General features: G+C 73.5%; 10 protein-coding genes and 1 riboswitch. Of the genes, 6 read left to right on the top strand and 4 right to left on the bottom strand.

Going from position 1 to position 14,405, the window contains the following annotated elements; all coding sequences use genetic code 11:
* Positions 1-181 precede the first annotated feature (181 nt).
* Positions 182-367: a hypothetical protein gene (locus ABZU53_RS26450; RefSeq protein ID WP_007457747.1), complete on the top strand. Its 186-nt coding sequence runs from the start codon at positions 182-184 to the stop codon at positions 365-367.
* 16 nt (positions 368-383) lie between these two features.
* Here the strand turns inward: ABZU53_RS26450 and corA are convergent, their stop codons facing one another.
* On the bottom strand, positions 384-1,508 hold the full coding sequence (gene corA, locus ABZU53_RS26445; protein WP_355068145.1) for a magnesium/cobalt transporter CorA: 1,125 nt from the start codon (positions 1,506-1,508) through the stop codon (positions 384-386).
* 229 nt (positions 1,509-1,737) lie between these two features.
* On the opposite strand from corA, the gene ABZU53_RS26440 reads away from it, so the two are divergent.
* The 4 genes from ABZU53_RS26440 (at position 1,738) to ABZU53_RS26425 (ending at position 6,596) form a co-directional block, all read left to right on the top strand.
* A complete protein-coding gene (locus ABZU53_RS26440) occupies positions 1,738-3,678 on the top strand; it encodes an amino acid transporter (protein WP_355068143.1) in 1,941 nt (646 codons plus the stop codon).
* 83 nt (positions 3,679-3,761) lie between these two features.
* A riboswitch (SAM riboswitch) is annotated at positions 3,762-3,873 on the top strand.
* 348 nt (positions 3,874-4,221) lie between these two features.
* Entirely contained in the window at positions 4,222-5,034 is an 813-nt protein-coding gene (locus ABZU53_RS26435) for an ABC transporter substrate-binding protein (protein ID WP_355068141.1), read from the top strand.
* 39 nt (positions 5,035-5,073) lie between these two features.
* Positions 5,074-5,853: an amino acid ABC transporter permease gene (locus ABZU53_RS26430; protein WP_354855079.1), complete on the top strand. Its 780-nt coding sequence runs from the start codon at positions 5,074-5,076 to the stop codon at positions 5,851-5,853.
* Positions 5,850-6,596, top strand: coding sequence for an amino acid ABC transporter ATP-binding protein (locus tag ABZU53_RS26425; protein ID WP_354855078.1), 747 nt, complete (start codon positions 5,850-5,852; stop codon positions 6,594-6,596). The genes ABZU53_RS26430 and ABZU53_RS26425 overlap by 4 nt, the downstream gene beginning before the upstream one ends.
* Positions 6,597-6,605: 9 nt before the next feature.
* Here ABZU53_RS26425 and ABZU53_RS26420 read toward each other — a convergent pair whose 3' ends face one another.
* From ABZU53_RS26420 to ABZU53_RS26410, 3 genes are all read right to left on the bottom strand, one after another.
* Positions 6,606-7,901 (bottom strand): hypothetical protein, encoded by a 1,296-nt coding sequence (locus ABZU53_RS26420; protein WP_355068140.1) that lies wholly within the window; start codon positions 7,899-7,901, stop codon positions 6,606-6,608.
* Positions 7,902-8,046: 145 nt separating this feature from the next.
* Positions 8,047-9,618, bottom strand: a complete 1,572-nt coding sequence (locus ABZU53_RS26415; protein WP_355068138.1) for a Na+/H+ antiporter — start codon at positions 9,616-9,618, stop codon at positions 8,047-8,049.
* A gap of 131 nt (positions 9,619-9,749) precedes the next feature.
* Positions 9,750-13,193: a BTAD domain-containing putative transcriptional regulator gene (locus ABZU53_RS26410; protein WP_355068136.1), complete on the bottom strand. Its 3,444-nt coding sequence runs from the start codon at positions 13,191-13,193 to the stop codon at positions 9,750-9,752.
* Between the two features lie 137 nt (positions 13,194-13,330).
* On the opposite strand from ABZU53_RS26410, the gene ABZU53_RS26405 reads away from it, so the two are divergent.
* Complete coding sequence (locus ABZU53_RS26405; RefSeq protein ID WP_355068135.1) at positions 13,331-14,209, top strand: alpha/beta hydrolase; 879 nt, start codon at positions 13,331-13,333, stop codon at positions 14,207-14,209.
* The last annotated feature ends 196 nt before the right edge of the window (positions 14,210-14,405 follow it).

The raw sequence follows: 14,405 nt of genomic DNA, 5'->3' as shown, positions 1-14,405 counted from the left end.
ATTCGGCCGGTCGGTGCACCATCGAGGCGAGATGTCCGGTTTGGCGGGCGACAGTCGGGAAACCGAAAACAGGGGGTGCGGATGCGGCCGGGCGTGGGATGGTTCGACGTGGATGCCGTACCGGTGGTGACCCGCGCGAGCGGGCCGCCCGCGGCGGCTTCGACGAGGAGAGGCAGGGCCCATGCAGGCTCAGCGCAGGCCACCGCGCACGGAGCGGAGCCAGACCAGCCACGACCGGACCGGTGGCGGGATGACCGGGGCGGCCACGCCCCTGACCATCTGGGCCGCCGCCGTGCTGCTCGGTCGCATCGGCGCCGGTGACGACGACAGCGAGGACGAGCGGCACATCCTGCGCGGCATCGAGTGAGCCTCGCGCCCCGCTGCTAGAGCCAGCCGCGCCGCTTGAAGACCAGATAGAGGGTTCCGCAGACCAGCAGCATCAGCAGCAGCGCGAACAGGTAGCCGAAGCGCCAGTTCAGCTCCGGCATGTGGACGAAGTTCATGCCGTACACGGTGCCGATGAGCGTGGGGGCGAACAGGATCGCGGCCCACGAGGAGACCTTCTTCAACTCCTCGTTCTGCGCGTAGCTGGCCGCGGTCAGGCTGCGCATCTCCTCGTTCTGCTGCTGCGAGACGAGTGTGGCGTTGACGGTGAGGATGTTCTGCAGCAGGTGCCGGAACCCGTCCACCCGCTCGACAACCTGGGTGAGGTGGTCGGTCACGTCACGCAGGTAGCGGCGCAGCTCCTCGTCCGTGCCGTAGCTGCCGGCGCCGGTGGCCAACGCGTCGAGCATGGTGAGCAGCGGCCGGGCGGCCCGCTGGAACTCGATGACCTCCCGGCTGAGCCCGTAGATGCGCCGGCTGGCGTTCGGGTCACCCCCGAAGACCTGGGTCTCGATCTCGTCGATGTCGTTCTCCAACCCGGCGACCACCGGCGCGTACCCGTCGACGACCTGGTCGAGGATCGCGTACAGGACCGCCTCGGGCCCCTGGGCGAGCATCGGCGCGTCGGCCTCCATCCGGCGCCGGACCGCCGCCAGGTCGGGGACCTCCCCGTGGCGGACCGTCACCACGAAACCGGGCCCGATGAACAGGTGCAGTTCGGAGAACTCGACCTCCTCCCGCAGGTCGTCGTAGCGGGCGGCACGCAACACCACGAACAGCGTGTGCCCGTACCGCTCCAGCTTGGGTCGCTGGTGGGCGTTGATCGCGTCCTCCACCGCCAGGTCGTGCAGGCGGAACTCGCGCGCCAGCGAGGAGATCTGGTCGATGTCGGGCCGGTACAACCCGATCCAGGCCATCGCGTCGTCCTGCTCCTGTAGGCAGGAGTACGTCTCGGCGAGGCCGGCCGGCGACGCGATCCGGTGTCCCCGGATGTAGACGGCACTGTCCACCATGCCACCGGCGGGCGGGGGCGGCTCCGGCGGCGGCACGCCGACGCGGGTCTCGTGCTCGTCGAGCTGACGGCCGAAGCCACCACCCGGGCGGAAGCGACGGCCGCCGACCATGACCCGCTCCTTCCCCGGTGGCATCCGATCCGGCGGCCTCCCGGCCCGACCGGACGATTCGGTGCGAGGCGCGCCGGAGGCGCTGCATCCCCCCTGCCCCCGGCCCGAAACCCTCCGACTCGCCGGCCGTCCCCACCCGGTACGGGCGGGTTCGGCGTACCTGGGGACGGGCGCGTGTGGCCGGGCGGATACTCGCGGTGACCATGGGCGGAGGACGGGGGAAGCGCCGGTGCAGGGCAACAGGCGCGCCGGGCGGCTGCGCGGTTGGCTGCTCGACGGCGGTACGGAGCGGGCCGCGCGGCATTCCGGCCCGGGCGGCCGCCCGCCTGAGGATCGGCACCACCCGTGGTGGAAGGTGATGTGCCTGACCGGTGTCGACTACTTCTCGACGCTGGGCTACCAGCCGGGCATCGCGGCGCTCGCGGCCGGGGCGCTGTCGCCGGTGGCGACGCTGGTGCTGGTGCTGGTGACGCTGCTGGGCGCGCTGCCGGTGTACCGGCGGGTGGCGGTGGAGAGCCCGCACGGTGAGGGCTCGATCGCGATGCTCGTACGCCTGCTGAGCTACTGGCCGGGCAAGCTGTTGGTGCTGGTGCTGCTCGGTTTCGCGGCCACCGACTTCATCATCACCATCACCCTCTCGGCGGCGGACGCGACCGCCCACCTCGACGAGAACCCGTTCTGGCCGAGCGGGCTCAAGGGACACGAGGTGGCCATCACGCTGCTGCTGGTGGCATTGCTGGGCGCGGTGTTCCTCAAGGGATTCGGCGAGGCCATCGGGATCGCCGTCGTCCTGGTCGCGGTCTACCTGGCGCTGAACGCGGTGGTGATCGCCGACGCGCTGTGGCGGGTGGTGACCCACCCGAGCGCGGTCGGGGACTGGACCACCGCGCTGAGCACCGGGCACGGCGATCCCCTGCTGGTGGTCGGGCTGTCCCTGCTGGTGTTCCCGAAGCTGGCGTTGGGCCTGTCCGGTTTCGAGACCGGGGTGGCCGTGATGCCGCACATCCGGGGGGATCGCGAGGACTCGGAGGACCGGCCGCTGGGCCGGATCCGGGGGGCGCGGCGGCTGCTCACCACCGCCGCCGCGACGATGAGCGTCTTCCTGATCACCAGCAGTGTGACCACCACCGTGCTGATCCCGCCGGAGGCGTTCAAACCGGGCGGGCCGGCGAACGGCCGGGCCCTGGCCTACCTGGCGCACCAGCACCTCGGCGGCGTTTTCGGCACCGTCTACGACCTGTCCACGATCGGGATCCTGTGGTTCGCGGGCGCGTCGGCGATGGCCGGGCTGCTCAATCTCGTACCCCGGTATCTGCCGCGCTACGGCATGGCCCCTACCTGGGCGCGGGCGGTCCGGCCGCTGGTGCTGGTCTTCACCTCGGTGGCATTCCTGATCACGGTGATCTTCTCCGCCAGCGTGGACGCGCAGGGCGGCGCGTACGCCACCGGGGTCCTGGTGTTGATCACCTCGGCGGCGACGGCCGTGACCCTCGCGGCGCGACGACGGCGGCAGCGGGGGCGGATGTACGCCTTCGGGGCCATCGCGCTGATCTTCGTCTACACCACCCTGGCGAACGTCGTGGAACGCCCCGACGGCGTCAAGATCGCCGCCTGTTTCATCGGCGGGATGATCCTGGTGTCGGTGCTGTCCCGGCTCGTACGGGCCTACGAGGTGCGAGTCGACCACGTCGAGCTGGATCCGACCGCCGCCCGGATGATCGACGAGCGTGCCACCCGTCGGATCCGCCTCATCGCGCACGAGCCGGACCGCCGCGACCCGGCCGAATACCGCGCCAAGCTGGCGCAGACCATGGCGGACAACGACTTCCCCGACGACAGCGACGTCATCTTCGTCGAGGTCCACGTCACCGACCCGTCGGACTTCGAGACCGAGCTGCCGGTGCGCGGCAGCGTGGCGCACGACAGCTACCAGGTGCTCAGCCTGACCGGCTCCTCGGTGCCCACCGCGCTCGCCGCCCTGCTGTTGGAGATCCGCGACCGGAGCAGGCGACGCCCACACATCTACTTCGAATGGAGCGAGGGTGGCCCGGGTCGCAACCTCCTGCGCTACCTGGCGTTCGGGCAGGGCGCCATCGCCTCGGTCACCCGGGAGATCCTGCGTCGCCAAGAGCCCGACCCGCGCCGCCGGCCGCACGTGCACGCCGGTTGACCTGCCGGTCGAACCGGCGCCGGCGGTGAGCGTGGTCATAACGGCTGGACGATCCACAGGTGGGAGCTGCTAGCCTCGGCGCAGGTCATGAGTGCCAGCGCGAAGCCCCGGCTCGCTGGCCGGCAACCCTCCTCCGCGGTGGGGTGCCCCGGGTGAAGACCAGGCACCGGCAGGACGCCGGCGCAAGCGTGGCCTGGCACCCAGGTCAGCAACAGACCCGGGAGACCGTATGCGCATTCTCAGCCCCACGCCACCGGCCGGTCGGCTCACGCCGCCCCTGACCCGGCGTCGCCACGTGGACCTGATGCGAATGTGCAGCGCGGCGTGTAACCACCGCCCCACGCGCTAACCCCTCCCCTCCCCTCCCTCCCCCGGGCGCACCACGCCCACCCCACCCCTCGCGTCGATCATGATGTTGTTGCCCGCCCGACCGGCGTGTCGGGGCAACAACTTCATGATCGACCGGGTCGACACACCCTTTTGGAGACACCCGTGCGATTTTCTTCTGGCTTGAGCCGTGCCGTTGCCGTTGGGGCGGCCCTTGTGGTTGCCGGCGCGCTGACCGCCTGCGGCACCGACGACGCCTCGAACGACACCGCTGGCAACCCGTACGGCCTGGCGCAGGCCGGCGTGCTGCGTGCCGGCACGCTGACCGACGCCCCACCGAACGTGTACCTCAAGGACGGTAAGTTCACCGGCTTCGACAACGACCTGCTGACCGCGGTCGCCGGCAAGCTCGGCCTGAAGGTCGAGTTCGTCGGCACCGACTTCTCCGCGCTGCTCTCCCAGGTCAACAACCACAAGTTCGACGTCGGCAGCTCCTCGATCACGATCACCGAGGCGCGGAAGAAGACAGTCGACTTCGGCAACGGCTACGACTTCGGCTACTTCGGGCTGGACGTGCCGGCCGGCTCGCCGATCACCGGGTTCGACCAGCTCGCCGGCAAGCGGGTCGTGGTGGTGCAGGGCACCGTCCAGGACGACTACGCCACCGGCAAGCAGCTCGACCCGGTGCGGGTGCCGGACTACAACGGCGCGCTCAACCAGCTCAAGGCGGGCACCGCCGACGCGTGGATCGCCCCGGCGGAGATCGGCGAGAAGTCGGCCGCCGACAGCAACGGCAAGATCACCGTGGCGGCCAAGCAGCTCAGCCCGGCGCCGACCGCGTACGCCGTGGCCAAGGGCAGCGACAAGCTGCGCGAGGCGCTGAACAAGGGCCTCGACGAGGTGATCGCCGACGGCACCTGGAGCCGGTTGCAGGCCCAGTACTACCCGGGCCGCCCGATCCCGGCGGACTTCACCCCGGGCAGCGGCACCGTGGCGGCGCCGTCGGCGTCGGCGTCGGCCGCGTCCTGAACCGGTGACGAGCGAGCGGGGCGGTAGGAGAGGCGACCGATGGATCCGTTGAGCACCCTGTGGGAGACCTTCTTCGACGCCGACGCGATGCGCGAGGCGCTGCCCGAGATGCTGACCGTCGGGCTGCCCAACACGCTGATCCTGGCGGTCTCCGCCGCCCTGCTCGGCACGGTGTTCGGCCTGCTGCTGGCCGTGGCCGGCATCTCCCGCAGCCGGTGGCTGCGCTGGCCGGCGCGCGTCTACACCGACGTCTTCCGAGGGCTGCCGGCCGCGGCGACGATCCTGCTGATCGGCGTCGGGCTGGCACCGCTCGGCATGCAGGTCTGGGGACCGGACCCGTACCCGCTGGGCATCCTCGCGCTGTCGTTGATCGCGGCGGCGTACATCGGGGAGATCTTCCGCTCCGGCATCCAGTCGGTGGAGGCGGCCCAGTTGGAGGGCGCGCGGGCACTCGGCTTCTCCTGGGCCGACGCGATGCGGCTGGTGATCATCCCGCAGGGCATCCGGCGGGTGCTGCCCGCCTGGGTCAACCAGCTCATCGCGCTGATCAAGGACTCCAGCCTGGTCTACTTCCTCGGCCTGGTGGCCAGCCAGCGGGAGCTGTTCCGCATCGGGCAGGACTATGCGGCCACCACCGGCAACGAGTCCGCGTTGCTGCTCGCCGGACTCTTCTACCTGGCGTTGACCGTCCCGCTGACGCACGTCGTGAACGCGATCGACCGGCGGTTGCGCCACGGCCGGCCGGCCACCGCACCCGCCGACGACGAGGACGAGGACGACCCGGCGCTGACCGGGGCCCCGGAAGGAGACCGGCGATGACCACCACCGCGACCACCACCTCGGTCAGCCTCCAGGCGCGCGACGTCCACCTGGCCTTCGGGCCGAACCGCGTGCTGCGCGGCGTCGACCTGACCGTGCAGCGCGGTGGGACCGCCTGCGTGATCGGGCCGTCCGGGTCGGGCAAGTCCACTCTGCTGCGTACCCTCAACCGGCTCATCGAGCCCGACCGCGGCGACGTGCTGCTGGACGGGCGCAGCGTCCTGCGCGACGATCCGGACGCGCTGCGCCAGCGGGTGGGCATGGTCTTCCAGCAGTTCAACCTCTTCCCGCACATGAGCGTGCTGCGCAACGTCACCCTGGCGCTGCGCCGGCTGCGCAAGCTCGGCGAGGACGAGGCGGTGGCCGTCGCCCGCGCCCAGTTGGAGCTGGTGGGGCTCGCCGGCAAGGCCGATGCCCGGCCGGCGCAGCTCTCCGGTGGTCAGCAGCAGCGGGTGGCGATCGCCCGGGCGCTGGCGCTGCGGCCCGAGGTGATGCTCTTCGACGAGGCCACCTCGGCGCTCGACCCGGAACTGGTCAAGGGGGTGCTCGGGGTGATGGCCGACCTGTCCGCCGCCGGAATGACGATGGTGGTGGTCACCCACGAGATGGGCTTCGCCCGGCACGTCGCCGACACCGTCGCCTTCATGGACCGGGGTGTGGTGCTGGAGGCCGGCCCGCCGGAGAGGATCTTCGAGGGCGCCGAGCATCCCCGGCTCCGCCGCTTCCTCGCCCAGGTGCTCTGAGACGACCGCTCAGCCGGCCTGGAGGCGCAGGTGCACCGCAAACGCCTTCAGGTCGCCGAGCAGCTCCAGGATGGCGTTGCGGTACGCGACCGACGCCCACAGGTGCAGCTCCTCGTCGTCCAGCCCGCCGAACGCCAGCGAGAGCGCCTTGCGCCGGGGCCGGTCGAGCACCTTGTGCGGGCGGGTGAGCAGGTCGCCCTCCCGGCGCAGCGCCTGCAGGTAGGCGGCCACCGCCTCCTGGTAGTGCCGCCCGGCGACCCGCTCCAGCAGAGTGAACTCGAAGACGTTCAACGCCGCTTCGGAATCCCAGTACGCGGCGTCGCGCACCGGCGCGCTCGCGACGTGCCGGCCCATGGCGTGCCGGGCCTCGTAGAGCAGCAGCACGCCCCGGCCGGTGGTGCTCAGCGGCCGGCGGGGCGACGGCAGCCGCAGCGTACGCACCGGCGCCGCGGCGGTCAGGTCCATTGCGCCGGCGTACGTCGGCATGCGGTGCGTACCCGACGCCGGCTCCGGCAGCAGGCAGGCCCGCTCCTGGTAGGGCAGCGGGCCACCGGTGGGCACGGCGCGCACCGTCGCGGCGTGCAGCTCGGACAGGGGCCGGTCGTCCGGGGCCGGGCCCGGTGGCAGGGTGAGCACGAGACCGTTGACGCCGGGCACCGGCACGCCCAGCACGCAGGAGGTGCGCAGGAACGCCCAGGTCGCCGCCGCCTCGCGGATGCCGCTCGCCACCGCCTGCGCGTCGGTCCGCCAGTCCTGGGCGATCCGCAACCGCTGCGCCAGGTCGGCGGTCGCGGCGCCGTCGTGCGGGTACAGCTCCCGGACGGCCCGGGGCAGCGACCCGAGGCGCAGCTCCAGCGGGTCGCCGGTGGGCGAGGCCACGGCGTGCCTCGGGCAGTCGGCGGCGGAGTGCGGGTCACCGTCGACCGCGTGGCAGTCCCCCAGCCAGCTCGCGCCGGGCGGACCGGCCGGACGGGCGAACGCCAGGTGGGGCAGCCGGCCGGTGCGCAGCACCGTCTCGTACTGCCCTCGGGTGCGCCCGGCGCGCAGCACGTCCAGCGGCAGCATCGGCGCCAGCGCCAACACCCCCGCGAGGACGACGCAGTGCGGGCAGGCGTCACGCACCCGGTAGCGGCGGAGGTGGTCCACGCCGGGCTGCTCCCACTGGACGCCGATGACGGCGTCGTCCTGCGCCATCAGGTAGAGGAACTCGGTGGCGACGCGTTCGCGGGTGACCGCCACCAGCTCGTCGAGGAACTCCCGCTCGGTGACCGCCCGCAGGTCGGCCTCGCTCCCTCCGGTGGTCATGGGCACCCCCTCGCGGACCGAACACATCGACGGACGCCGAACCGGTTCTTACCGTACCCGCCGACGACGTGGCCGAATGTCCCGCACGCGTGGCGGGCGGTGTCACCAATCCGTCAGGCCCGGACCGGGCCGCACCGGCGGGTGTTCACTCGTTGGGTCCCCGCCCCAGCAGCCGGATCTCCTCGTTGTCCAGGGCGGCCTGAAGCTCCTGGAGCACCAGGTCGTCGATCTCCCGGTTGTCGCGCAGCCGGGTCAGCTCCCGCCGCTTGTGGGCCAGGACGCCGAGGCGCAGTCGGCGGTCCAGCCGGCGTTCCTCGGCGGTACGCCCACCGCTGTCGTTGACGTCCGCCAGGTGCCGCTGGTACTCGGCCTGTAGCCGACGTACCGCCTCCCCCTCGACGCCGACCTCGGCGGCGACCTGCGGCAGCGCGTCCAGGCCGGCCTGGGTGGCGCGCAGGCGGGCCTGCCGGGCCTCGTCGACGCGTTCGGGGTCGCCGGTCAGCCCCGCCCAGCGCACCACCAGCGGCAGGGTGGTGCCCTGCACGAGCATGATCACGACGATGACCAGCGCGGTGACGAAGATGATCAGGTCGCGTTCGACCACCGGTGTACCGGCGGCCGTCATCGTCGGGACGGCCAGCGCGGCGGCGAGCGACACTGCGCCCCGGAAACCGGACCAGCCGGCCACGATCCCCACCCGCCAGTTGGACGCCGACTGGTCCTCGTCCAGCATCCGGCGGCGCAGCTTCGCCGACTCCGCCGTCAGGTAGAGGAACAGCAGCCGGGTGGCGACGACGACCGGGGTGACCACCAGCACGATCGCCAGGGCCCGGCCCGGCGAGGTGCTGGAGATGTCCTTCACCGCCCGGGGGATCTGCGTGCCGAGCAGCACGAACAGCCCGCCGTTGATGAGGAACGTGGACAGGTCCCAGAACGCGTACGCCAGCACCCGGGACCGGGCGCGGATCACCCGCGGACCGGCGTACGCCAGCACCAGGCCGGCGACCACGACGGCCAGCACACCGCTGGCGTGCACCGAGTCGGCGAGCAGGAACGCGCCGAACGGTGTCAGCACGCTCAGCGCCCCCTCGCGCAGCGGGTCGTCGAGCCGCTTGCGGATCAGCACCACGGCGGCGCCCACCAGCAGACCGGCGACCACCCCGCCGACGCCCGCCCCGACGAACTCCTCGCCGATGCCCAGCACCCCCGGCTTCTCGCTCTGGGTGAGCAGACCCACGGTCACCCCGAAGATCACCAGGGCGGTGCCGTCGTTGATCAGACTCTCCGCGTGCAGGGTGGTGAGCAGCTTCCGGGGCAGGCGCTTGGCCAGGCCGGTGACCGCGGCGGCGTCGGTCGGCGCGAGGACCGCGCCGAGCACCCAGGCGGCTGCCGGGTGCACGCCGAACGCCTGCGCGGTCAGGGACACCGTGACCATGGTGAGCACCACGAGCACCACGGCGAGCAGCCCGATCACCGGCAGGTTGGCCCGGATCTCGCGCAGGCTGATGGTGAGGCTCTCCCGGTAGAGGATCGCGGGCAGGAAGATCAGCAGCACCAGGTCCGGCTCCAGGGTCACCTCGGACAGCGGCGGCACCAGCCCGAGCAGCACCCCGAACCCGATGAGCAGCACCGGCGGCGCCACCCGGTACCGGCCGCCGAGGGTGGTGCCGACCAGGACGGTGACGCCCACCACCACGATCAGGACGAGCACCTGCACGGCGTACCCCCTCGATCCCCGGCCGACGACGAACGCCGGGTTGTTCCATCTGATCGCACCCCGGTTGCCGGTTCCACAGGAACGGGCAAGTCGCCGGGCGTCCGAGCGCGGGGGACGCGCCCCCGGCCGGGTCAGGCCGGATCGGCGGTGCGGACGCGCGCGGTGAGCAGGCGGGCGGTACGACGGTGCACGGCGGCTTCCTCGTCGCGGCCCAGGGCGGTGGCCAGGTCGGCGAGGTGCCCGGCCACCGGGCCGACGGTGAGCACCCCGCTGCCGGCGGCCAGTTCGCCGGCGGCCGGCCGGAGCGCGGCGGCGACGCGCTCCATGGTGGGCCGGTCGCCGACGGCGGCCCGCGCGGTGAGGCACAGCCGCACCTCCCGCAGCAGGTCGTGCGGCCCGTCCGGGAGGACCCGCAGGGCCGCTCGGGCGGCGCCGAGGTCCCCCTCGGCCGCGACCAGCAGCGGGCGGACCCACGGCTCGTGCGGCCCCCAGTCCAGGCCCGCCCAGTCCTCGTCGTCCGGCCCGGGGATCGGCCGCTGGCCGGCTGACCCGGACACCGGCTGGTCGTAGCCCGTTCGGCGCGCACCTGTCGGCGCGCGCGCCAGCGGGTCGGCGCTGACGGCCTCGGCCAGGCGCAGGCCGAGCAGGGCGAGGGGCAGCAGTCCGTGGGCCAGACCCGGCATGGCGTCGCCGGGGAGCCGTTCGGCGGCCGCCCGGTACGCGGTCGCCGCCGCCTCCCGGTCGCCGCCCAACGCCCGGCGCAGCGCGGCGTACCAGCCGGTGAAGACCCCGACCAGCGGCAACTCGTACCGCTGGGCGAGGCGGTCGGCGGCACGGGCGTGCTCGTCCGCGCCGGCCCGGTCGGCTCGCGCGCAGCCCGACTGGACCAGGATGAGGTGACCCAGCACCTCGAAGGTCACCAATTTGCGCGCAGTGGCCAGGTCGATCAGCTCCGCGCCGATCCGGGCCCGCTCGGCGGCCAGCCCGACGCGGTGGAAGGCGTGCATGAAACGCGCATTCAGCGCGAAGGCCAGCAACCCGGGGTCGGCGACGGTCCGGGCGATCCGCTCGGCCTCGGCGGCGGCCCGGCGGCCACGGTCACCTGTGGTGCCGCGCAGCTCCAGCGCGAGCGTGCTCAGCAGCCGGCTGCGCTGCGCCGAGCCGGTCGGGCCGAGGCCGGTCAGGGCGTTCTCGGCGGCGCGCACGATCCGCTCGGAGAGCAGATCGTCGTCGTTGCGGGTCCAGATGGCGGGCACGTCGAAACCGGCCAGCACCTCCGCCGTCAGCCGGGGGTCACCGACCGCCTCGGCATCGGCGATCGCCTCGGCGCGGTACCCGCGCGCATCGGCCAACCGGCCCGTCACCGCCAGAGCACGCCCCAGACCCAGCACCGCGCTCAACCGCTCGCGCCGCTCGGTCCCCCCGGCCCGGTCGTACGCGTCGATGACCTGCGCCCACAGCCGGGCCGCCTCGTGCGGGTTGCCGGCGCGTTCGGCCTGTTCGGCGGCGGTACGGGCGTAGCCCGCGGCCTGGTGGGCGGCTGCCGGGCCGCCGGCACGCAGCAGGTGGTGGGCGAGCGTGGCGGGGTCGACGGGCTGGCGCCGCCGCAACGCCTCGGCGACGGCGGCGTGCCAGGCCGCGCGACGCGCCGCGGACAGGTCCGCGTAGAGCGTGTCGCGGACCAGGATGTGGGTGAACCGCAGTCGCCCGTCGGGCTCCCGCTCGGTCAGGAACCCGGCCTGCAACGCGCGGTCCACGGCGTCCAGCAGCGCCGCCGGGTCGCCGGTCAGCGCGCCGAGCACCGCGGGGTCGACGTCCCGGCCGAGCATCGCCGCCTGCCGCAGCACGGTACGGGTCGGTGCGGGCAACTGGGCGAGGCGGTGCCGGATGACATCACGCACCCCGGGCGGCACCGCCGCCAGCGCCGCGCCGCCCGCACCGGCGTACAACTGGGCCAGCTCCCGGACGAAGAACGGGTTGCCGCCGCTGCGGTGATGGATCAGCCCGACGGTGGGCGGGTCCAGGTCCCCTCCGACGAGGGCGCGGGCCAGCTCGCCGATCGCCTCGGGAGACAGGCCGCCGAGGTATACGCGCACCGGTTCGAGCCCGGCGGCGCGGGCCAGGGCGGCGGTCAGCTCCGGGCTGATCTCGGTGGCCCGGTAGGTGCCCAGGACCAGCACCGGCCCGGTGGCCGGCTGCGGCCCGGTGAGCAGGGCGGTGAGCAGATCCAGGGTGTCGCCGTCGGTGCGGTGCAGGTCGTCCAGGACCAGCAGGAGGGGCCCCCGGTCGGCGACGGCGGAGACCAACGACGCCACCGCGCGGTGCCGACGGAACCGGGCCACGGCGGGGTCACCCGCGCCACCGGTCCCGGCCGTCCCACCGCCGTCCAGCGGCTCGCCCGACCCGGACAGCTCGCCCGGTCCCGCCGGCTCGCCCGGTCCCGCCGGCCCGCCCGACCCGGACGGCTCGGTGAGCGTGTCGGTGATCTGGGTCCACGGCCAGGCGGCCGGGGCGCCCTCGTACTCGGGACTGCGGCCCCAGGCCGTGGTCCAGTTCTCGGCGGCGAGCTGCCGGGTCAGCGCCTCGGCCAGGGCCGTCTTGCCGGCGCCCGGCTCCCCACTGAGCAGGGCGAGCGTGGGCCGGCCGGACCGGGCGGCGACCTGGCCCGCGTGCCGCAGCCGCTCCAGCTCCACGTCCCGCCCGACGAACGGTCGCTGCGGCGCCGCTGCGGACCCACCGTCCCGAACGGGTCCGGCACGGTCTGCCACGGCCACGGCGGGGGCCTGGGTCAGGTGCGGCGCCTGGGCCAGGATGTCGCCCTCCAGCCGGCGCAGCTCGGGCCCCGGGTCCAGACCCAGCTCAGCCACCAGGACGTCGCGGGCCTCGCGCAGCGCGGCCAGCGCCTCACCCTGCCGGCCGGCGCGGTACCGGGCCAGCGCGAGCAACCGCCAGGCGTCCTCCCGCAGCGGATGGCTGGCGAGGTGGGCTGGCAGGTCGGCGGCGGCCTCGTCCGGACGACCCAGCGCGAGCAGCGCCTCGGCGCGCCGCTCGACGGCGAGCATCCGCAGCTCGTTCAACCGGTTGATCTCCGCGACGGCCCAGAGGGCGCCCGCGCAGTCCGCGTACGCGGGACCCCGCCACAGCCCGAGCGCCGCGTCCAGCGCGGTCAGGGCCGGCGCGGGCAGTTCCCCGCCCAGCAGCCGTCCCGCCTCGCCGACGGCCGCCTCGAAGCGGTCGGCGTCCACCGTGCCCGGGGCGGCCCGCAGCGCGTACCCCGGGGGTTCGGTGACCAGGAGGCGGGGTGGCTGCCGGGGCGGCCGGTCGGGCTCCAACGCCCGGCGCAGGTCGGCGACGAAGGTGCGGATCGCACCCACCGCGCCGTCCGGCGGGACCTCCCACAGGTCGTCGACGAGGCGTTCCACCGGCACCACCCGGCCGTGGGCGATCAGCAACCGGGCCAGCACCAGGCGCTGCCGGTGTCCCCGCAGCGGGACCGGGCCGCCCGCGGCGGTGGCGGTCACCGGCCCGAGTACGCCGAACGTCACCCCCACCGGCGGCGTCGGTTGCCTGGTCATGGCACCAATCTAGGCGGCCGTGCCGGCCCGCACTGATCCGGCGCTGACCGTCTGCTGATCACCACCGGGCAGCCTCGATGACGTACGACGGCGACGGGCGCCCCGCCCGCCGACCCCGCTTCCCAGGAAGGTTTTCCGTGCAGCCGAGGATCAACGGATTCGACTACCAGCGCGTCACCGTCGCCGACGGCGTGACGCTCACCGCCGCCGTGGGTGGCTCCGGACCACCGGTCGTGCTGTTGCACGGTTTCCCGCAGACCCACCTCATGTGGCGGCACGTGGCGGCCGACCTGGCCGCCGACCACACGGTCATCTGCCCCGACCTGCGTGGCTACGGCGACAGCGACAAGCCCCTGGACAGCGACGGCACGGCGTACGCCAAGCGGACCATGGCCGCCGACGTCGTGGCGCTGGCCGGCGCGCTCGGCCATGCGCGCTTCGCCCTGGCCGGGCACGACCGGGGTGCCCTGGTCGCGTTCCGCGCCGGCCTCGACCACCCGGCGGCGATCAGCCGGCTCGCCCTGCTCGACGTGCTGCCCACCCTGGACATGTGGGACGTGCTGCACGGCGCCAGCGCCGCGGTCGCCTTCCACCTGTACCTCATGGCGCAGCCGCCGGGCCTGCCCGAGGAACTGATCAGCGCCAGCCCGGACGCGTTCTTCAACCATTTCCTCGACGTCTGGACCCGCGACCCGGACGCGCTGCCGGCCGAGGTACGTGCCACGTACCTGCGGGCGTCCCGCAACGCGGTCACCTCGATCGTCGCCGACTACCGGGCGTCGGCCGGCATCGACGTCGTCCACGACGCGGCCGACCGGGCGGCCGGCAACCTGCTGCGGATGCCGGTGACCGTGCTTGCGCAGGACTGGGGCGCGGCGCTCGGCTACGACGCGGCGGGGGTGTGGCGGGCCTGGGCCCCGGACCTGGAGCACCAGACGGTCACCTGCGGCCACTTCATGGCGGAGGAGGCGCCGACCGTGGTGGTCCGGGCGCTGCGGGACCTGCTCCTGCGCTGATACGCGGGTCGGACGAAGACACCCGCTGAAAGTAAGATATCCGACACTATTCGTCACTGATCGCGAGGGGTGCCGCCGTGCCGGCGATCCCTCGCGCGTAGGCCGCGCACACGCCCCGCAAACCAGCTCTGACCTGCGAACGGGCTACCTTACACCAGGTGGACGAGAGCCGGTCACCGATGCTACACAGACAGTT

Origin of the sequence: Micromonospora sp. NPDC005194 (genome assembly GCF_040608335.1) — a bacterium.
GTDB lineage: Bacteria > Actinomycetota > Actinomycetes > Mycobacteriales > Micromonosporaceae > Micromonospora.
Note: the sequence above shows the minus strand (reverse complement) of the source record. Positions and strands in the feature narration are given on the sequence as shown.